This window comes from Burkholderia sp. Bp9012, from assembly GCF_003853825.1.
In the GTDB taxonomy this organism is placed as follows: Bacteria; Pseudomonadota; Gammaproteobacteria; order Burkholderiales; family Burkholderiaceae; genus Burkholderia; species Burkholderia diffusa.
In genome coordinates, this window is sequence record NZ_QTQA01000020.1 from 74,392 (window position 1) to 93,615 (window position 19,224).

The window sequence follows — 19,224 nt, forward strand, 5'->3', positions numbered from 1 at the left end:
GCAACGAAACTCATTCTGACGGCTAAGTCGATGGAAATCTTTGGCATTCCGTTGCCGGCGATGCTGAGCCAGTTGCTGCTCGGGCTCGTCAACGGCTCGTTCTACGCGATCCTGAGCCTCGGGCTCGCGGTGATCTTCGGGCTGCTCAACGTGATCAACTTCGCGCACGGCGCGCTGTTCATGCTGGGCGCGATGCTCGCGTGGATGGGGCTGTCGTACTTCGCGTTGCCGTACTGGGCGATGCTCGTGCTCGCGCCGCTGATCGTCGGTGCGTTCGGGATCCTGATCGAGCGTTCGATGCTGCGCTGGCTGTACAAGCTCGATCACCTGTACGGGCTGCTGCTCACGTTCGGGCTCACGCTGGTCGTCGAAGGCGTGTTCCGGTCGATCTACGGATCGTCCGGCCAGCCGTACGACGTGCCGTCGCAGCTGTCCGGCGCGACCAATCTCGGCTTCATGTTCCTGCCGAACTACCGCGCGTGGGTGGTCGTCGCGTCGCTCGCGGTGTGTCTCGCGACCTGGTTCGTGATCGAGAAGACGCGCCTGGGCGCCTATCTGCGCGCCGGCACCGAGAACCCGAAACTCGTCGAGGCGTTCGGCGTGAACGTGCCGATGATGATCACGCTCACCTATGGCTTCGGCGTCGCGCTCGCGGCGTTCGCGGGCGTGCTCGCGGCGCCGGTGATCCAGGTGTCGCCGCTGATGGGCCAGCCGATGATCATCACCGTGTTCGCGGTGGTCGTGATCGGCGGGATGGGCTCGATCCTCGGCTCGATCATCACCGGCCTGCTGCTCGGCGTGATCGAGGGCTTCACGCGCGTGTTCTATCCGGAAGCATCGGCCACCGTCGTGTTCGTGATCATGGCGATCGTGCTGCTGTTCCGCCCGGCGGGCCTGTTCGGCAAGGAAAAATGATGCAGAGAAAAGTGCTATACGGCGTGCTGCTCGCGGCACTGCTCGTCGCGCCGTTCATCGGCGCGTATCCGGTGTTCGTGATGAAGGTGCTCACGTTCGCGCTGTTCGCGGCCGCGTTCAACCTGCTGATCGGCTATACGGGGCTGCTGTCGTTCGGTCATGCGATGTTCCTCGCGACCGCCGGCTATGTGACCGGCTATGCGATCCAGACGCTCGGCTTCACACCGGAGCTCGGCGTGCTGGTCGGTACCGTTGCCGCGACGCTGCTCGGGCTCGTCGTCGGCCTGTTCGCGATCCGCCGGCAGGGCATCTACTTCGCGATGATCACGCTCGCGTTCGCGCAGATGGTCTACTTCATCTACCTGCAGGCGCCGTTCACGCACGGCGAGGACGGCCTGCAGGGCGTGCCGCGCGGGCACCTGTTCGGGGTCGTCGACCTGTCGAACGACGTCGCGCTCTACTACGTCGTACTCGCGGTGATCGTCGCGGCGTGCGCCTTCATCGTGCGGATCGTGCACTCGCCGTTCGGCCAGGTGCTCGTCGCGATCAAGGAGAACGAGGCGCGCGCGATCTCGCTCGGCTACGATACCGATCGCTTCAAGCTGCTCGCGTTCATCCTGTCGGCCGGGCTCGCGGGGCTGGCCGGTTCGCTGAAGGTGCTGGTGCTCGGTTTCGAGACGCTGTCCGACGCGTACTGGACGATGTCGGGCCTCGTCGTGCTGATGACGCTCGTCGGCGGGATGGGCACGCTGTTCGGCCCGTTGCTCGGCGCGGCGCTGATCGTCGCGCTGGAGGACCGGCTCGGCGACATCGGCGAATGGCTCGCGTCGGCGACCGGCATCGGCTGGTTCCACTCGCTCGGCGAATCGGCGACGATCGTCACGGGGCTGATCTTCATCGCATGCGTGCTTGCGTTCCGGCGCGGGATCGTCGGCGAGATGGTCGCGCGGGTGAAGACGCTCAGGCCGTCCTGATTGCATCGCAGCGGCCGTTGCGGCGCGTTGATGCGAAGCACCATCCGGCGCAGCCGGGAAGGGCGTTTCGGCGGCCTCGCGCCGGTGCCGCGCGGCAAGGCTGGTGCCCCATTTTCGTGCGGCGATGCACCATAGGGGTAAATGCTAAGTTGTCGCAGGGTGAAAGGTCCTTTAATCTTCGTTTCAGTTCTGATGCACCGCGAAACGAATTTGCAGGTGGAGAACGAGGAGACAATCGAGGCACAAAGTGCCCGGACCCCAAAAGCGCTGTTGGACGGAATCCAACAGCGCTTTTTCATTTGGTGCGCGAATTTCCGTTGCTGGTGCAAAGGCGTGCCGCCACATTCTGCCCGACTTCGCTCGCGTCTCATCCCGTCTTCCTCCGTTTTCGTCCTTCCTTCCTGCCGGTCGATCGCCGCTGGCGCGCAGCCACGTGCATTGCCGTCCGGGCTTACCCGGTTGGCGTGCGCAAAAAGCGTCCGTTACACTCAGCTTTCGCCGACCGTGCGGTCGGGAAAACGGTCGGCAGTTCTCCTACAAGCAAAATGCAGAAGAGGGAGTGCGGTTGGATGAGAAGCGCGGGACGATGGATCGGGGTGCAAGGGGCGGCTGGCGCCGCTCGTTCGGGGTCGGCGGTGCACGGACATACCCCGGCGTTCACGAGCCGTCCTGCGGCCGGCATGCGCGTTCCGGTGCGATTTGCCGGCACGATGGTCTCCGCGGTCGTTGCGTTCGCATCCCACGTGTCGTTCGCGTTCGCATGAACGGCCGATTTTTCGATCCTGCATCGCCCGCTTGCGGAGCCGAACCCGGCCCGGCCGGCCGACCTTCCGATAATCGTTGCGTCCGCATCGATCGTGTCTCGCGCAACGCCGCATTTCTCCGGTTGGTTCATCCAGACGACATTACTGCCGCGCATCGTGGCGGTCGCGCGACCGTTTCGGAGCGCGCCGCGGCGCGTGCGCGCGCAGTATCACCGGGGCTTGATGGCGGTGCAGGCGTTTCACGGGAAAACGAGTGTAGGCGCGGTACGGCGAGATAGTTAAATTATTAACTTGTTTGGGGACCGGGAGCCGCCCGAGCGACCCGCGGATTTTTCGAGCAGCGTTTGGAGACAACATAAATGAAGATGAATCGATGGATGGAGGTTCTGCTTGCCGCGGGCCTCGTGTGCGCGGCGGCCACGGCGTCGGCGCAGGTGAAGATCGGTGTAACGCTGTCAGCCACCGGGCCGGCCGCGTCGCTCGGGATTCCGGAAAAGAACACGATCGCGCTGCTGCCGAAGGAAATCGCGGGCAAGAGCGTCCAGTACATCGTGCTCGACGATGCGTCCGACACGAGCCGCGCGGTGCAGAACGTGCGCAAGCTGATCGACGAGGATCATGTCGACGCGATCATCGGTTCGTCCGTCACGCCGAACTCGCTCGCGATGCTCGATCCGATATCGCAGGGCAAGACGCCGACGATCTCGCTCGCGGCGAGCGCGCAGATCATCTCGCCGATGGACGCGAAGCGCGCATGGATGTTCAAGGTGCCGCAGAACGACCAGCTGATGGCCGATGCGATCGCCGGCTACATGGCGAAGCACGGCGTGAAGACGGTCGGCTTCATCGGCTTCGCCGATGCGTACGGCGACAGCTGGTACAACACGTTCAATGCGGCTGCCGCGAAGAACGGGCTGAAGGTCGTGTCGAACGAGCGTTACAACCGCACCGACGCGTCGGTGATGGGGCAGGTGCTGAAGCTGATGGGCTCGAATCCCGATGCGGTGCTGATCGCCGGGTCCGGCACGCCGGCCGCGCTGCCCGCCAAGACGCTGAAGGAGCGTGGCTACAAGGGCAAGGTGTATCAGACGCACGGCGTCGCGAACAACGACTTCCTGCGCGTGTGCGGCAAGGATTGCGAAGGCGAGATCCTCCCGGCCGGCCCGGTGCTCGTGACCGACCAGCTGCCCGATTCGAACCCGGTGAAGAAGCCGGCGCTCGGCTACAAGGCCGCGTACGAGAAGGCGTACGGCGCGGGGTCGCTGTCGACCTTCGGCGGCCACGCATGGGATGCGGGGCTGTTGCTGCAGCGTGCGATCCCCGAAGCGCTGAAGAAGGGCCAGCCAGGCACCGAGGCGTTCCGCGAGGCGCTGCGCGCATCGCTCGAGAGCGTGAAGGACCTGCCCGTGTCGCACGGCGTGATCAACACGACGCCGACCGATCACAACGGCTTCGACACGCGTGCGCGCGTGATGGTGCAGATCGTCGACGGCAAGTGGAAGCTGCAGGCCGAGTAAGCACCACGTGAAACCGGCGGGCGCGGCGCGAACGGCGCCGTGCGCGCCGTCGGCAGCGGAGCGGGCCTGACGGGCCGCTCCCGTGCCGCATGGAATCACCGGGGCCCGCCGCGTGGCGCCTGACGCGCCGATTTTGCCGTTCGTGCGCCGCGGCCATTCCCGTCTTTCGTTTCTCCGCAGCATCTTCGATACCCGAAACGTATGGATCTCTCGATTGCGGCGATCCTCGCGCAAGACGGCATCACGACCGGCGCCATTTATGCATTGCTGTCGTTGGCGCTCGTGCTGGTGTTTTCCGTCACGCGGGTGATCTTCATTCCCCAGGGCGAATTCGTCGCCTACGGTGCGCTCACGCTTGCAGCGCTGCAGGCGCAGAAATTTCCCGCCACGTGCTGGCTGCTGTTCGTGATGGGCATCGCGTGCTTCCTGCTGGAAGTCGGCGGCCTGATTCGCCATCGCGAACGCCGTCATCAGCTCGGCCGCACGCTCGCGACGCTCGGCAGCCGCTACGTGCTGCTGCCGCTCGCGGTGTTCGCGATTACGCGCGGCTTTGCCGCGCAGCCGATGCCGATGCTTGCACAAATCGCGCTGACGCTCGCGATCGTCGTGCCGATGGGGCCGTTCGTCTACCGGCTCGTCTATCAGCCGATCGCCGAAGGCACGACACTCCTGCTGCTGATCGTGTCCGTCGCCGTCCATTTCGCGATGGTCGGCCTCGGGCTTGTGATGTTCGGGGCGGAAGGCTCGCGCACCAACGGCTTCGCGGATGCGTCGCTGTCGGTCGGCAGCATGACGGTGTCGGTACAGAGCATCCTCGTGGTCGTGACCGCGCTGGTGCTGATCGGCGCGCTCTACGTGTATTTCGGCCGCACGATCGCCGGCAAGGCACTGCGTGCGACATCCGTGAACCGGCTCGGTGCGCGGCTCGTCGGCATCGGCACGACCGAAGCAGGGCGGCTCGCGTTCACGCTGGCGGCCGGGCTCGGTGTGCTGTCCGGCATCCTCGTCGGTCCGCTGACGACGATCTATTACGACTCCGGCTTCCTGATCGGCCTGAAGGGTTTCGTCGGCGCGATCATCGGCGGGCTGGTCAGCTATCCGCTCGCGGCCGCCGGCTCGCTGCTGGTCGGCGTGCTCGAATCGTATTCGTCGTTCTGGGCGAGCGCGTACAAGGAAGTGATCGTGTTCACGCTGATCATCCCGGTGCTGCTGTGGCGCAGTTTCGCGACGCCGCACACGGAAGAGGAAGAGGAGTGACGCGATGAAGACGATGGTACGCAACAAGACTTTCTGGGTGTTTCTCGTGGTGCTGTTCGCGCTGCCGGTGCTGCCCGGCGCGCTGCAGGTGCCCGAATACTGGATCACGCTGCTGAACTACATCGGCCTCTACGCGATCGTCGCGATCGGCCTCGTGCTGCTGACGGGCGTTGGCGGCATGACGAGCTTCGGTCAGGCCGCATTCGTCGGCATCGGCGCGTATGCGACCGCATTCCTGACGACGCGCTACGGCGTGTCGCCGTGGCTCGCGCTGATCGTCGGCGTCGTGCTGACGGCGCTCGTCGCGCTCGTGCTCGGTGCGGTCACGATGCGCCTGTCGGGGCACTTCCTGCCGCTCGGCACGATCGCGTGGGGTCTCGCGCTGTTCTACCTTTTCGGAAACCTCGAACTGCTCGGCAAGTACGACGGGATCAACGGGATTCCGGCACTGAACCTGTTCGGCATCGAGCTCGGAAGCGGCCGAAGCCTGTACTTCCTGATCTGGGCCGTCGTGCTGGCCGCGATCGTGTCGGTGCAGAACCTGCTCAACAGCCGGCCAGGCCGTGCGATCCGCGCATTGCGTGGCGGCGGCGTGATGGCCGAGGCGATGGGCGTGAGCACCGCGTGGATGCGCGTCGTGATCTTCATCTACGCGGCCGTGCTCGCTGCGGTTTCGGGCTTCCTGTACGCGCACTTGCAGCGCGCGGTGAACCCGACCCCGTTCGGCCTGAACCACGGGATCGAATTCCTGTTCATGGCCGTGGTCGGCGGCGTGTCGCACGTGTGGGGCGCGGTGCTCGGTGCCGCGATCCTCACCGTGCTTCAGGACTACCTGCAGACGCTGTTGCCTAAGCTGCTCGGCTCGGAGGGCAACTTCGAGATCATCGTGTTCGGCGTGCTGATGGTGCTGCTGCTGCAGTACGCACGCCAAGGCGTGTGGCCGTTCGTCGCGAAGCTGTTTCCGCGCGGGCCGCGCGCGCACGTGCCCGACCATGCCGATCCGCTGCCGCAGCGCGCGAAGCCGGTGGCGGGCGAGCCGCTGCTCGTCGTCGACAACGCGCGCAAGCAGTTCGGTGGCCTGGTGGCCGTCAACGACGTCAGCTTCGAGGTGAAGGCGGGACAGATCATCGGCCTGATCGGCCCGAACGGCGCCGGCAAGTCGACCACGTTCAACCTCGTGACCGGCGTGCTGCAGCCGACCGGCGGCACGATCACGTTCCGCGGCGAGCGGATCGACGGGCTCACGTCGCGCCAGATTGTCCGGCGGGGGATCGGTCGTACGTTCCAGCACGTGAAGCTGCTGCCGACGATGACGGTGCTCGAGAATGTCGCGATCGGCGCGCACCTGCGCGGCCATACGGGCGTGTGGCGCAGCATCGCGCGGTTCAATGCGCACGAGGAAGCGCAGCTACTGGCCGAGGCGGCACGACAGATCCGCCGCGTCGGGCTGGAGAGGCACATGTACGACGAAGCCGGCAGCCTCGCGCTCGGCCAGCAGCGGATTCTCGAAATCGCGCGCGCGCTTTGCTGCGATCCGACTCTGCTGCTGCTCGACGAGCCGGCCGCCGGGCTGCGCTACCAGGAGAAGCAGCAACTCGCCCACCTGCTGCGGCGCCTGAAGGCGGAAGGAATGAGCGTGTTGCTCGTGGAACATGACATGGATTTCGTGATGAACCTCACCGACCGGCTGGTGGTGATGGAATTCGGCACGCGGATCGCGGAAGGACTGCCGCAGGACGTGCAGCAGGATCCGGCGGTGCTCGAAGCGTATCTGGGCGGGGTGGAATGATGGCGGAGACGACGATGCCGATTCTCGACGTGCGCGGCCTGGCGGTGCGGTACGGGAAGGTAGAGGCGTTACACGGAGCGGCGATCAAGGTCGGCGCCGGACAGATCGTCAGCGTGATCGGCCCGAACGGGGCCGGCAAGTCGACGCTGCTGAACGCAATCATGGGCGCGTTGCCGGTGACCGGACATGCGACAGGGGCAGTTGTGTACCGTGGCAAGGACGTGGGCGCACTGCCGGTCGAACAGCGTGTCGCGCGGGGAATGTGCCTTGTGCCGGAAAAGCGCGAGCTGTTCAGCACGATGACGGTCGAGGATAACCTCGTGCTGGGCGCGTATCGCCGCAAGCTCGCAGGCGAGTCGAACTTCCTCGACCAGCTCGATCATGTGTTTGCGCTGTTTCCGCGGCTCAAGGAGCGGCGCAAGCAGGCAGCCGGCACGCTATCGGGTGGTGAGCGACAGATGCTCGCGGTGGGCCGTGCGCTGATGGGCAAGCCCGATCTGCTGATGCTCGACGAGCCGAGCCTCGGGCTGGCGCCGCTGATCGTGAAGGAGATTTTTCATATCATCAGCGCGTTACGCGGCACAGGCGTCGCGACGCTTCTGATCGAGCAGAACGCTCGGGCTGCGCTGCAGATTTCGGACTACGGCTATGTACTGGAGACGGGGGAGTTTGCGCTGGAAGGGCCGGCGGCGGAGCTGGCGCAGAATCCGCGGGTGATCGAAACATACCTGGGGCTGGTGAAAAAAACGGCTTGATGGGGGGCGGTCGGCGGGAAACGTGCGGCGTGTTTCACGTGAAACACGCCGCTTTTGTTTTCTGGGAGTGGGGAGATGCGTCGGCGAATCGGGCGTGGGGATAAGTGCCGGAGCGACAAGCAGAAACCCTGTGACGAGAGTGGGGGCCTCATCGCGCCGGGTTGCACAGGGCAGTGAGCGCTGCACGCGTGACAGCGTTCCATCGACATGAGCCAAGCGGCACAGGGGATAAGCTCGGGCAGGTCGATCCGAAATGCTGTGATGGCACAGCGATGGCGGAGGTCGCAAACCACTGCCGGGTGCGCGATTTTGCACAGTATGACGATGTGCGCTGAGGCTGCAGCAGCGCCGCCGAAGCAGGCCGCACGGCACAGCTCAGCCGATCGGGCAAAAAAAGTGGCCAAATGAACCGGCCCTACCATTCGGACGGTCTTCGGGTGAAAAGCGAACCCGCTATAATTCGGCCCATACATTTCTCAGATAGGTTCGTGCGCAGTTCTGCGCCCGGAATCCACCATGCTTTTTCCCACAGAATTTGACGTCATCGTCGTCGGTGGCGGGCACGCCGGCACGGAAGCCGCATTGGCATCGGCCCGTATGGGTGCGAAAACGCTGCTGCTGACCCATAACATCGAAACGCTTGGCCAGATGAGCTGCAATCCGTCGATCGGCGGCATTGGCAAGGGCCATCTGGTCAAGGAAGTCGATGCGCTCGGCGGCGCGATGGCCGCCGCGACGGACGAGAGCGGTATTCAGTTCCGGATCCTCAATTCGTCGAAGGGCCCGGCCGTGCGCGCGACGCGTGCGCAGGCCGACCGCATCCTGTACAAGGCAGCGATCCGCCATCGGCTCGAGAACCAGCCGAACCTGTGGCTGTTCCAGCAGGCTGTCGACGACCTGATGGTCGAAGGCGACCGCGTGGTCGGCGCCGTCACGCAGATCGGCATCCGCTTCCGCGCACGTGCGGTCGTGCTGACGGCTGGTACGTTCCTCGACGGCAAGATTCACGTCGGCCTGAACAACTACACGGGCGGTCGCGCGGGCGATCCGGCGGCCGTGTCGCTGTCGGCGCGCTTGAAGGAGTTGAAGCTGCCGCAGGGACGCCTCAAGACCGGTACGCCGCCGCGTATCGATGGCCGCTCGATCGACTTTTCGAAGCTGGACGAGCAGCCGGGCGACCTCGATCCGATCCCCGTATTCTCGTTCCTGGGCCGTGCGGAGCAGCATCCGCAGCAGCTGCCTTGCTGGGTTACGCACACGAACGAGCGCACGCACGACATCATTCGCGGCGGCCTCGACCGTTCGCCTATGTATACAGGCGTGATCGAAGGTGTCGGCCCGCGTTACTGCCCGTCAATCGAGGACAAGATCCACCGATTCGCATCGAAGGAATCGCACCAGATCTTCCTCGAGCCGGAAGGGCTGACGACCAACGAGTTCTATCCGAACGGGATTTCGACGAGCCTGCCGTTCGACGTGCAGCTCGAACTCGTGCACTCGATGCGCGGCCTCGAGAACGCGCACATCCTACGCCCCGGTTACGCGATCGAATACGACTACTTCGACCCGCGCGCGCTGAAGGCATCGCTCGAGACGAAGGCGATCAACGGGCTGTTCTTTGCGGGCCAGATCAACGGCACGACCGGCTACGAAGAAGCGGCCGCACAAGGGCTGCTGGCCGGTCTGAATGCGGGCCGCTACGTGCAGGAGAAGGACGCATGGTGCCCGCGTCGCGACCAGGCCTACCTTGGCGTGCTGGTCGACGACCTCGTCACACGTGGCGTGGCCGAGCCGTACCGGATGTTCACGAGCCGTGCCGAGTACCGTCTGAGCCTGCGTGAAGACAATGCGGACATGCGCCTGACCGAGATCGGCCGCGAATTGGGCCTCGTCGACGACGTGCGCTGGGACGCATTCAGCCGGAAGCGCGACGCTGTTTCACGTGAAACCGAACGACTGAAATCGACGTGGGTCACGCCGAAGACGCTGCCGCCTGAAGAGGCGACCGCGTTGCTCGGCAAGGCGATCGATCACGAGTACAGCCTCGCCGAATTGCTGCGCCGCCCCGGTATCAGCTACGACGGTGTGTGCGGCCTGAAGGGCGGTGAATGCGCGCCTGCAGAGCCGCTGGCCGACGATCCGGTGCTGCTTGAGCAGATCAAGGAACAGGTCGAGATCGGCATCAAATATCAGGGCTATATCGAGCGGCAGGCCAGTGAAATCGAGCGCAACGATGCGAACGAGAACACACGCTTGCCGGACGGTATCGACTACCGCGAGGTGCGCGGCCTGTCGTTCGAGGTGAGCCAGAAGCTGAACGAGTTCCGCCCGGAAACGATCGGCCAGGCATCGCGGATCTCGGGCGTCACGCCGGCAGCGATCTCGCTGCTGATGGTGCACCTGAAACGCCGAGGCCTTGGCCGTCGTAACGGCACCGCCGCAGAGGCGACGGAACAGGGGGGCGGCACCGTCCCGACGCAACAATGACGGCGCGTCGCGCGCCGGCGGTTAATCGGGACGTACTTGAACAGATGCTCGCCGACGGCACGGCCGAGCTCGGCATCGCATTGACGGATGCACAACGGAACCAGCTGCTCGACTATGTCGCGCTGCTCGGCAAGTGGAACGCGGTCTACAACCTGACCGCGATCCGCGACCCGAAGCAGATGCTGATCCAGCACATTCTCGATTCGCTTTCCATCGTTCCGCATCTGCGCGACCATGCATCGGCGCGCGTGCTCGACGTGGGTTCGGGCGGCGGGTTGCCCGGTATCGTGCTGGCGATCGTCCAGCCGGACTGGCAGGTCACGCTGAACGATATCGTGCAGAAGAAGTCTGCATTCCAGACGCAGATGCGCGCCGAGCTGAAGCTCGCGAACCTGTCTGTCGTCACCGGGCGTGTCGAATCGCTGCAGCCGGGTATCGAAGTGCCGGAAAAATTCGACATGATCGTATCCCGCGCTTTCGCGGATCTATCCGACTTCGTTAAACTTGCTCGACATCTCGTCGCGCCCGGTGGATCGATCTGGGCAATGAAGGGTGTCCATCCGGACGACGAAATTGCACGGTTGCCGGAGGGCAGTCATGTAAAGCAGACGATGCGGCTGGCGGTACCGATGCTCGATGCCGAACGGCATCTGATCGAGGTCACCGTCGACGAGGCGAATTGAAGGCGCGCGGTAGCGCGCCGTTTGTTTGAAGGTAAAGGGAACACACCAACGATGGCAAAGATCTTCTGCGTTGCGAACCAGAAGGGGGGCGTCGGCAAGACGACGACATCGGTCAATCTCGCCGCAAGCCTTGCAGCGCAGGAGCAACGAGTCCTGCTGATCGATCTCGACCCGCAGGGCAACGCGACGATGGGTAGTGGGATCGACAAGGCCGCCTGCGAGTCGACCGTGTACGAAGTGCTGGTCGACGGCGTATCGGTGACGGAAGCGCGCGTGCGTCCGGAAGGCGTCACGTACGACGTGCTGCCGGCCAACCGTGAACTGTCCGGTGCCGAGATCGAGCTGATCAGCATCGATAACCGCGAGCGACGGTTGAAGGGCGCGCTCGAACGCGTGGCCGACGACTACGACTTCGTGTTGATTGATTGCCCGCCGACGCTGTCGCTGCTGACGCTGAACGGACTGTGCGCGGCGCATGGCGTCGTGATCCCGATGCAGTGCGAATACTTCGCGCTGGAGGGGCTGTCGGATCTCGTCAATACGATCAAGCAGGTTCACGCAAACATGAACCGCGACCTGAAGATCATCGGCTTGCTGCGCGTGATGTTCGATCCGCGCATCACGCTGCAGCAGCAAGTCTCCGATCAATTGAAAGCGCACTTCGGCGACAAGGTGTTCGACGCGGTGATTCCGCGCAACGTGCGCTTGGCGGAAGCGCCAAGTTACGGGTTGCCGGGCGTCGTATTCGACCGCAACTCGCGCGGTGCGCAGGCGTATATCCAGTTTGGTGCCGAGATGATCGATCGCGTGCGCGCGTTCGAGGTGTCGTGATCCGGACATGAGCGAAGCGAGGAAGAAAGACATGAACGCGGTACCAAAGAAGAAGGGCTTGGGACGTGGCCTCGAAGCGCTGCTCGGCGGCAGTGCGGACATCACCGAAGCGGTGAAGATCGAAGGGGCGCCGAACACGCTCGCGCTCGGCAAGCTGCAGGCGGGCAAGTACCAACCGCGGACGCGGATGGACGAAGGCAGCCTGCAGGAGCTGGCGGCCAGCATTCGCGCGCAAGGCGTGATGCAGCCGATCCTGGTACGACCTATTTCATCTGACAAATACGAAATCATCGCGGGCGAGCGGCGTTTCCGTGCGGCACGCCTGGCCGGCCTCGACGAAGTACCGGTGCTCGTGAAGGACGTGTCCGATCAGGCCGCCGCCGCGATGGCGCTGATCGAGAACATCCAGCGCGAGGATCTGAATCCGCTGGAAGAGGCGCACGGGATCCAGCGCTTGCTCGACGAGTTCGGTTTCACGCACGAACAGGCGGCCGAATCGGTCGGCCGCTCGCGCAGCGCGGTATCGAACCTGCTGCGTCTGCTGAACCTCGCAGCGCCGGTGCAGACGATGCTGCTGGCCGGCGACCTCGACATGGGCCACGCGCGTGCGCTGCTTGCGGTCGATGCCGCGACGCAGATCACGCTCGCGCACCAGGTCGTCAACAAGCGCATGTCGGTGCGCGAGACCGAGAAGCTGGTCGCGCATACGACGAAGGAAGCGCCGGCGGTGAAGGCGCGCGCGAAGGATGACGGCGGCCGCGACACGCGTCGTCTCGAGGAGGAGTTGTCCGACCTGCTTGCGTCGACGGTGAAGATCAAGCTCGGCCGCCGCGGGCGAGGGCAGGTGATGATCGATTTCGGCAACCTCGACGCGCTCGAGGGCATTCTTGCGCGCTTGCGCGGCAACGTCGCGGCCGAAGAATAACGAGGCACGATCGATGGAAAACACGGGCGCACCGGCGCCGCGCCGGTGGCTTGGCTGGCTTTTGCAGGAACCCGTACTAACGGTGCTGGCGCTTGCGCTGGTTGTTCTGCAATGGTTGCGTCCGCAACCAATTGCCGCGCTGGTCGGTCTCGTCGACTGGCAGACCGTCGCGACGCTCGCGGGTCTGCTGATGCTGACCAAGGCGCTCGAGCTGTCCGGGTGCCTGATGTGGCTCGCGCATCGCATCGTGCATCACGTGCATTCCGAGCGCGGGCTTGCGATGCTGCTCGTCGTGTTCGCGGCGGCGCTCGCGATGTGGCTCACCAACGATGTCGCGCTGTTCGTCGTCGTGCCGCTGATGGTATCGCTGCGCACGTTGACGCCGCTGCCGTTCCGGCGGCTCGTGATCGTGGTCGCGCTGGCCGTCAACGCGGGGTCCGTCGCGACCCCGCTCGGCAATCCCCAGAACCTTTTCCTGTGGCAATTGAGCGGCGTGTCGTTTGGCCGCTTCGTCGTCACGCTCGGGCCGCTCGCACTGGCGTTGATGGCGCTGCTGCTCGTGCTGACTGCGTGCGCGTTTCGCGCGAAGCCGCTCGATCTGTCGGGAGACGTCCAGGCCGTTCCCGTACAGCGCATGCATGCGTTGCTCGCGGCGGTGCTGTTCGGTGCGTTCGTACTGCTCGCCGATGCGCACAATCCGGTGCCGGGTCTGATCGCCGTCGTGATCGCACTGCTGGTGGCGAGACGTGATGCGGTCCTGAAGATCGACTGGCTGCTGCTGCTGATCTTCGTGCTGATGTTCGTCGTGCTGCGCAGCGCGGCTGCGCTGCCGGTCGTCCACGATGCGATCGCGCGAACCCATCTCGATTCGCCGCTGCGTGTGTTCGCAGCGGGCGCGGTGGTGTCACAGGGAATCAGCAACGTGCCGGCGGCGATCCTGCTGTCGGAATTCACGCGCGACTGGCGGGCGCTCGCGTTCGGCGTATCGGTCGGCGGCTTCGGTTTCGCGATCGGTTCGCTCGCGAACCTGATCGCGGTGCGTCTTGCGAAGGAGCCTCGTATGTGGGTGCCGTTTCACCTCGTGTCGATTCCGTTCGCGATCCTGAGCGCGGCGCTGGGTGCGTGGTTGCTCGTTCACGGCTGAGCGATGCGGATCAGTGCGGCTTACGCGTGCCGCAAGCATGGCGGGGAGGGCGCACAGCGTTCCCGGTCGTTGCGAAGGCGGTCCTGTTGATAAGTGTTGTGCCACCACAGTCGAACTACTGTGGCGGCACAACAACTGATTGCAGGCATCGGCGTGCTCACGTTCAAGCGCATTTCGCGCATCGCGCTCGACGTGGCGGCCACAGTGTTTCCTCTGTTACCCGTCGCCGCGTCGGGTCATTTCCCGTGATCGCGTCACAGCAGGATTTCTGCTGCGATCACGTCGCGCTGGTGTCGCCCGCACCGGACTTCGTTGTCACCTCAATTCATCGCGACCGCGCCTTTTTCGGGCAAGAAATGCCGGCGCAAAAAGCCGACCTTACAACTGTCATCGTACGTCATCGACGCGCACGCTTTTTCACATCATGAGGCGTCGTTTTACGCAGGTTTTTGTCGCGTCTAAAGCCTTGAATCACCTGCAACTATCGCTTACAATCGCCCGGATTTGTTAGCTAGGCACCCCTGAAAGCTTTCGGAAAGCTTGGGGCCGGGTTCAAGGATTTTGCGGAAGATTGCGATGGCGGGTCAGGCGCCGAACGACAGGCACGATGATCACCGAGCGCAACGCACCGCTTCAGCGGCCGGCGAGCGGCGCGAGTCCGATGGCGACGACTGGGATGCCGAGCTGCAAGATAACAACATCGTTCCGCTCACGCGGACGGAAGCCGAGAGGCTGTTCGGTCCGAACGTGAGCAAGCCGCCGCGCGTAACCCCCTACAAGGTGGTGATCGCGCAGGTGGTCTTGTCCCTGGTTGCAACGCTGGCGTGGTGGCTGTTTTCGAAGTCGCCGGGCGCCGCTGCGCAATCCGCGTTTCTGGGCGGGGCGATCGGCTGGGTGCCAAGCGCGTTGTTCGTGGCACGACTGAAGGCAGGTGGTTCGGCCACCGTGATGAGCTGGGTGATGGGCGAAGCCCTGAAGCTCGGCGTGACGATCGGGATGTTCGCCGCAGTGGCGTACGGCTATGCCGGCGTGCATTGGCCGGCGCTCCTCGTCACCTACCTCGTCGTGCTGAAGACGTACTGGATCGCGCTGGCCTGGCGGTAAGCAACAAGCAGCGTGCGGTTTCGACAATGAACCGCACCGGCCCGTTCCCGCAATAGCGTATTGCGGAACGGGGCAAAACGATTTTCGACAATTTGGGTGGCATTAACGATATGGCAGCTAGCGAAGGCACGCGCGGTCCGGATCCGTCCGAGTACATTGCGCACCACTTGCAGAATTTCTCCACCTCGCATCAGACGTCGATTTTCGACATCCACGTCTGGAACCTCGACACGCTGTTCTGGTCGATCGTGTGCGGCATCGTGACGATCCTCCTGCTGCGTCTGGCCGCCCGCAAGGCGACCTCGGGCGTGCCGGGCCGTTTCCAGTGTGCGATCGAGATGCTCGTCGAAATGGTCGAGGATCAATCGAAGGCCATCGTCCACGGCAACCGCACCTTCATCGCTCCGCTCGCCCTCACGGTGTTCGTGTGGGTCGCGCTGATGAACTCCCTCGACTTCCTCCCCGTCGACCTGCCGGGCCGCGTCATCGGTCTGCTCGGTCTGTCGGACGTGATTTCCCACCATCGCATCGTCCCGACGGCCGACCTGAACGGCACGCTCGGCATCGCGCTCGGCGTGTTCGTCCTGATGATCTACTACAGCATCAAGATCAAGGGCGCGGGCGGCTTTGTGCATGAGCTGCTGTCGGCTCCGTTCGGCGCGCACCCGCTGCTGTGGATCCCGAACCTCGCGCTGAACATCGTCGAATATCTCGCAAAGACCGTTTCCCTCGGCATGCGGCTGTTCGGCAACATGTACGCGGGTGAGCTGTTGTTCCTGTTGATCGCCCTGCTCGGCAGCATGTGGAGCTTCGGTGGCGACGCAACGTTCCTCGGCTTCGTTGGTCACGTGATCGCGGGTAGCGTCTGGGCAATCTTCCACATCCTGATTGTTCTGTTGCAGGCATTCATTTTCATGATGCTGACGCTGGTGTATCTCGGCCAGGCGCACGACAAGCACTAAGCGCGGCGTGCAAAAAAGAGTTTCCGTTTTAGTTTTTTAAATCTCAGTTCCAAGTCTTTTCACAAAGGAGTGATCATGCAAGCTTACATCGCCAACATCCAGGGTCTGACCGCCATCGGTATCGGCATCATCATCGGCCTGGGTGCAATCGGCGCCTGTATCGGTATCGCGCTGATGGGTGGCAAGTACATCGAAGCCTGCGCACGTCAGCCGGAACTCATCAACCCGCTGCAAACGAAGATGTTCCTGCTGGCCGGCCTGATCGACGCTGCATTCCTGATCGGCGTTGGTGTCGCAATGCTGTTCGCGTTCGCGAACCCGCTCCTGTCGAAGCTCGCAGGCTAAGGTTCCTCGGAAATATGCGTCCGGCGTAAGCCGGCGCAGGGCGGAACGGAGACTTGGGGCGCTGATCGAATGCAACTCGATGAGCGCCTTACCGTTTCATTTTTCCGGAATAGCAGATAAGGAAACACCGTGAATCTCAACGCAACTCTGTTTGCGCAAATGGTCGTGTTCCTGGTCCTCGCGTGGTTCACGATGAAATTCGTGTGGCCGCCGTTGATCAACGCCCTCGACGAACGTTCGAAGAAGATCGCCGACGGCCTCGCCGCCGCGGAGAAGGGCAAGGCGGAACTCGACGCAGCGCACAAGCGCGTGGACCAGGAACTCGCGCAGGCCCGCAACGACGGCCAGCAGCGCATCGCCGACGCTGAAAAGCGTGCACAGGCGGTCGCCGAGGAAATCAAGGCCAACGCCCAGGCTGAAGCCGCCCGCATCGTCGCCCAGGCGAAAGCGGAAGCAGAACAGCAAATCGTGAAGGCGCGCGAAGCGCTGCGTGGCGAAGTCGCCGCGCTGGCCGTGAAGGGCGCCGAGCAGATCCTGAAGCGCGAAGTCGATCAAACGGCCCACGCCCAACTGCTGAATCAACTGAAAGCCGAGCTCTGATCATGGCCGAACTTGCAACCATCGCCCGCCCTTACGCAGAAGCGCTGTTCCGCGTGGCCGAGGGAGGTGACATCGCCGCCTGGTCCACGCTCGTGCAAGAGCTGGCCCAGGTTGCGCGTCTGCCGGAAGTGCTGTCGGTCGCGTCGAGCCCGAAGGTGACGCGCACGCAAGTGGCCGAGCTGCTGCTTGCTGCGGTGAAGTCGCCGGTCGCGGCTGGCGCCGAAGCGAAGAACTTCGTGCAGATGCTGGTCGACAATCATCGCATCGCGCTGCTGCCGGAAATCGCCGAGCAGTTCGAGGCGCTCAAGAACGAACGCGAAGGTGCAGCCGACGCCGAGATCGTGAGCGCGTTCCCGCTGAACGGCGCGGATCTCGAAAGCCTCGTCTCTGGCCTCGAACGCAAGTTCAAGCGCAAGCTGAAGCCGACGGTCGAAGTCGATTCGTCGCTGATCGGCGGCGTGCGCGTGACGGTCGGCGACGAAGTGCTCGACACCTCGGTTCGCGCGCGCCTCGCATCGATGCAGGCTGCCTTGACCGCCTGAGCGCCACGCCGGCACGCAACAGAATTGACTATCAGGAGCGAATAATGCAACTCAATCCCTCTGAGATCAGCGAGCTGATCAAGAGCCGGATCCAGGGCCTTGAAGCGAGCGCAGACGTTCGCAACCAGGGCACCGTGATCTCCGTGACCGACGGTATCGTGCGCATCCACGGCCTGTCGGACGTGATGCAGGGCGAAATGCTCGAGTTTCCGGGCAACACGTTCGGCCTCGCGCTGAACCTCGAGCGCGACTCGGTCGGCGCGGTGATTCTCGGCGAATACGAACACATCTCGGAAGGCGACGTCGTCAAGACGACGGGCCGCATTCTGGAAGTCCCGGTTGGTCCGGAACTCGTCGGCCGCGTGGTCGACGCGCTCGGCAACCCGATCGACGGCAAGGGCCCGGTCAACGCGAAGCTGACCGACGCGATCGAAAAGATCGCCCCGGGCGTGATCTGGCGTAAGTCGGTGTCGCAGCCGGTGCAGACGGGCATCAAGTCGATCGACGCGATGGTGCCGATCGGCCGTGGCCAGCGTGAGCTGATCATCGGCGACCGTCAGTGCGGCAAGACCGCGGTGGCGCTCGACGCGATCATCAACCAGAAGGGCAAGGACCTGATCTGTATCTACGTCGCGATCGGCCAGAAGGCTTCGTCGATCATGAACGTGGTTCGCAAGCTCGAAGAAACGGGCGCGATGGAATACACGATCGTCGTCGCCGCTACGGCGTCGGATTCGGCAGCGATGCAGTACCTCGCACCGTACGCCGGCTGCACGATGGGCGAATACTTCCGCGACCGCGGCCAGGACGCGCTGATCATTTACGACGACTTGACCAAGCAGGCTTGGGCATACCGTCAGATCTCGCTGCTGCTGCGCCGCCCGCCGGGCCGTGAAGCATATCCGGGCGACGTGTTCTATCTGCACTCGCGTCTGCTCGAGCGTGCTGCTCGCGTGTCGGAAGAGTACGTCGAGAAGTTCACGAACGGCGAAGTGAAGGGCAAGAGCGGCTCGCTGACGGCACTGCCGGTCATCGAAACGCAGGCTGGCGACGTGACCGCGTTCGTTCCGACGAACGTGATCTCGATTACCGACGGCCAGATCTTCCTGGAAACCGACCTGTTCAACGCAGGCATCCGCCCGGCAATCAACGCCGGCGTGTCGGTGTCGCGAGTCGGTGGCGCCGCTCAGACGAAGGTCGTGAAGAAGCTGTCGGGCGGTATCCGTACCGACCTCGCGCAGTACCGTGAACTGGCCGCATTCGCGCAGTTCGCATCGGACCTCGACGAAGCGACCCGCAAGCAGCTCGAGCGCGGCCGCCGCGTGACGGAACTGCTGAAGCAGCCGCAGTACCAGCCGCTGCAGGTTTGGGAACTGGCCGTGTCGCTGTACGCCGCGAACAACGGCTACCTCGACGACCTCGACGTGAAGCAAGTGCTGCCGTTCGAGAAGGGCCTGCGCGACAACCTGAAGACCAGCCACGCTGACCTCATCAAGCGCATCGAAGACACCAAGGATCTCTCGAAGGACGACGAAGGCGCGCTGCGCGCGGCGATCGAATCCTTCAAGAAGTCGGGTGCCTATTGATCCGCGAGTGACACACTGAGGCCGCGCGGGTGCTGATGCGCCCG

General features: G+C 64.0%; 18 protein-coding genes. All 18 read left to right on the forward strand.

What is annotated here, in order from left to right; translation table 11 throughout:
- Positions 1-30 precede the first annotated feature (30 nt).
- The 18 genes from DIE11_RS25265 (at position 31) to atpA (ending at position 19,180) form a co-directional block, all read left to right on the forward strand.
- Positions 31-915 (forward strand): branched-chain amino acid ABC transporter permease, encoded by an 885-nt coding sequence (locus DIE11_RS25265; protein ID WP_059602103.1) that lies wholly within the window; start codon positions 31-33, stop codon positions 913-915.
- Entirely contained in the window at positions 915-1,889 is a 975-nt protein-coding gene (locus DIE11_RS25270) for a branched-chain amino acid ABC transporter permease (RefSeq protein WP_170296431.1), read from the forward strand. The genes DIE11_RS25265 and DIE11_RS25270 overlap by 1 nt, the downstream gene beginning before the upstream one ends.
- Positions 1,890-3,012: 1,123 nt before the next feature.
- Positions 3,013-4,170 carry an ABC transporter substrate-binding protein gene (locus DIE11_RS25275; RefSeq protein ID WP_124627900.1) on the forward strand — a complete coding sequence of 386 codons (1,158 nt, stop codon included), beginning with the start codon at positions 3,013-3,015 and terminating at the stop codon, positions 4,168-4,170.
- A 201-nt stretch (positions 4,171-4,371) separates the two neighbouring features.
- Positions 4,372-5,427, forward strand: coding sequence for a branched-chain amino acid ABC transporter permease (locus DIE11_RS25280; RefSeq protein ID WP_059682658.1), 1,056 nt, complete (start codon positions 4,372-4,374; stop codon positions 5,425-5,427).
- 4 nt (positions 5,428-5,431) lie between these two features.
- The gene (locus DIE11_RS25285) at positions 5,432-7,216 is read left to right on the forward strand and encodes an ATP-binding cassette domain-containing protein (protein ID WP_124627902.1); all 1,785 of its coding nucleotides are present in this window, start codon (positions 5,432-5,434) and stop codon (positions 7,214-7,216) included.
- The gene (locus DIE11_RS25290; protein ID WP_059602253.1) at positions 7,216-7,971 is read left to right on the forward strand and encodes an ABC transporter ATP-binding protein; all 756 of its coding nucleotides are present in this window, start codon (positions 7,216-7,218) and stop codon (positions 7,969-7,971) included. The genes DIE11_RS25285 and DIE11_RS25290 overlap by 1 nt, the downstream gene beginning before the upstream one ends.
- A 516-nt stretch (positions 7,972-8,487) precedes the next feature.
- The gene (gene mnmG / locus DIE11_RS25295) at positions 8,488-10,458 is read left to right on the forward strand and encodes a tRNA uridine-5-carboxymethylaminomethyl(34) synthesis enzyme MnmG (RefSeq protein WP_124627904.1); all 1,971 of its coding nucleotides are present in this window, start codon (positions 8,488-8,490) and stop codon (positions 10,456-10,458) included.
- Positions 10,455-11,141, forward strand: coding sequence for a 16S rRNA (guanine(527)-N(7))-methyltransferase RsmG (gene rsmG / locus DIE11_RS25300; RefSeq protein ID WP_124627906.1), 687 nt, complete (start codon positions 10,455-10,457; stop codon positions 11,139-11,141). Before mnmG ends, rsmG begins: the two co-directional genes overlap by 4 nt.
- 51 nt (positions 11,142-11,192) lie before the next feature.
- On the forward strand, positions 11,193-11,972 hold the full coding sequence (locus tag DIE11_RS25305; protein ID WP_059602087.1) for a ParA family protein: 780 nt from the start codon (positions 11,193-11,195) through the stop codon (positions 11,970-11,972).
- A gap of 31 nt (positions 11,973-12,003) precedes the next feature.
- Complete coding sequence (locus tag DIE11_RS25310) at positions 12,004-12,897, forward strand: ParB/RepB/Spo0J family partition protein (RefSeq protein WP_059682910.1); 894 nt, start codon at positions 12,004-12,006, stop codon at positions 12,895-12,897.
- A 13-nt stretch (positions 12,898-12,910) separates the two neighbouring features.
- The gene (locus DIE11_RS25315; RefSeq protein ID WP_124627907.1) at positions 12,911-14,041 is read left to right on the forward strand and encodes an SLC13 family permease; all 1,131 of its coding nucleotides are present in this window, start codon (positions 12,911-12,913) and stop codon (positions 14,039-14,041) included.
- Positions 14,042-14,161: 120 nt separating this feature from the next.
- On the forward strand, positions 14,162-14,290 hold the full coding sequence (locus DIE11_RS37075; protein WP_260437177.1) for a hypothetical protein: 129 nt from the start codon (positions 14,162-14,164) through the stop codon (positions 14,288-14,290).
- A gap of 327 nt (positions 14,291-14,617) precedes the next feature.
- Complete coding sequence (locus tag DIE11_RS25320; RefSeq protein WP_059682672.1) at positions 14,618-15,145, forward strand: ATP synthase subunit I; 528 nt, start codon at positions 14,618-14,620, stop codon at positions 15,143-15,145.
- A gap of 110 nt (positions 15,146-15,255) precedes the next feature.
- On the forward strand, positions 15,256-16,107 hold the full coding sequence (gene atpB, locus DIE11_RS25325) for a F0F1 ATP synthase subunit A (RefSeq protein WP_039351439.1): 852 nt from the start codon (positions 15,256-15,258) through the stop codon (positions 16,105-16,107).
- A gap of 75 nt (positions 16,108-16,182) precedes the next feature.
- Positions 16,183-16,452, forward strand: a complete 270-nt coding sequence (gene atpE / locus DIE11_RS25330; protein ID WP_006482730.1) for a F0F1 ATP synthase subunit C — start codon at positions 16,183-16,185, stop codon at positions 16,450-16,452.
- Positions 16,453-16,581: 129 nt separating this feature from the next.
- Positions 16,582-17,052, forward strand: a complete 471-nt coding sequence (locus DIE11_RS25335; RefSeq protein WP_006477283.1) for a F0F1 ATP synthase subunit B — start codon at positions 16,582-16,584, stop codon at positions 17,050-17,052.
- A 2-nt stretch (positions 17,053-17,054) separates the two neighbouring features.
- Positions 17,055-17,594 (forward strand): F0F1 ATP synthase subunit delta, encoded by a 540-nt coding sequence (locus tag DIE11_RS25340; RefSeq protein WP_014895498.1) that lies wholly within the window; start codon positions 17,055-17,057, stop codon positions 17,592-17,594.
- 44 nt (positions 17,595-17,638) lie between these two features.
- Positions 17,639-19,180: a F0F1 ATP synthase subunit alpha gene (atpA, locus tag DIE11_RS25345; protein WP_059602075.1), complete on the forward strand. Its 1,542-nt coding sequence runs from the start codon at positions 17,639-17,641 to the stop codon at positions 19,178-19,180.
- Positions 19,181-19,224: the final 44 nt, after the last annotated feature.

Coding starts and splice junctions, on each gene's coding strand:
- DIE11_RS25340 (WP_014895498.1), top strand. CDS start 17,055: ATGGCCGAACTTGCAACCATCGCCCGCCCTTACGCAGAAGCGCTGTTC.
- DIE11_RS25275 (WP_124627900.1), top strand. CDS start 3,013: ATGAAGATGAATCGATGGATGGAGGTTCTGCTTGCCGCGGGCCTCGTG.
- atpA (WP_059602075.1), top strand. CDS start 17,639: ATGCAACTCAATCCCTCTGAGATCAGCGAGCTGATCAAGAGCCGGATC.
- atpB (WP_039351439.1), top strand. CDS start 15,256: ATGGCAGCTAGCGAAGGCACGCGCGGTCCGGATCCGTCCGAGTACATT.
- atpE (WP_006482730.1), top strand. CDS start 16,183: ATGCAAGCTTACATCGCCAACATCCAGGGTCTGACCGCCATCGGTATC.
- DIE11_RS25270 (WP_170296431.1), top strand. CDS start 915: ATGCAGAGAAAAGTGCTATACGGCGTGCTGCTCGCGGCACTGCTCGTC.
- DIE11_RS25305 (WP_059602087.1), top strand. CDS start 11,193: ATGGCAAAGATCTTCTGCGTTGCGAACCAGAAGGGGGGCGTCGGCAAG.
- DIE11_RS25265 (WP_059602103.1), top strand. CDS start 31: ATGGAAATCTTTGGCATTCCGTTGCCGGCGATGCTGAGCCAGTTGCTG.
- rsmG (WP_124627906.1), top strand. CDS start 10,455: ATGACGGCGCGTCGCGCGCCGGCGGTTAATCGGGACGTACTTGAACAG.
- DIE11_RS25310 (WP_059682910.1), top strand. CDS start 12,004: ATGAACGCGGTACCAAAGAAGAAGGGCTTGGGACGTGGCCTCGAAGCG.
- DIE11_RS25280 (WP_059682658.1), top strand. CDS start 4,372: ATGGATCTCTCGATTGCGGCGATCCTCGCGCAAGACGGCATCACGACC.
- DIE11_RS25320 (WP_059682672.1), top strand. CDS start 14,618: ATGGCGGGTCAGGCGCCGAACGACAGGCACGATGATCACCGAGCGCAA.
- DIE11_RS25290 (WP_059602253.1), top strand. CDS start 7,216: ATGGCGGAGACGACGATGCCGATTCTCGACGTGCGCGGCCTGGCGGTG.
- DIE11_RS25285 (WP_124627902.1), top strand. CDS start 5,432: ATGAAGACGATGGTACGCAACAAGACTTTCTGGGTGTTTCTCGTGGTG.
- mnmG (WP_124627904.1), top strand. CDS start 8,488: ATGCTTTTTCCCACAGAATTTGACGTCATCGTCGTCGGTGGCGGGCAC.
- DIE11_RS25315 (WP_124627907.1), top strand. CDS start 12,911: ATGGAAAACACGGGCGCACCGGCGCCGCGCCGGTGGCTTGGCTGGCTT.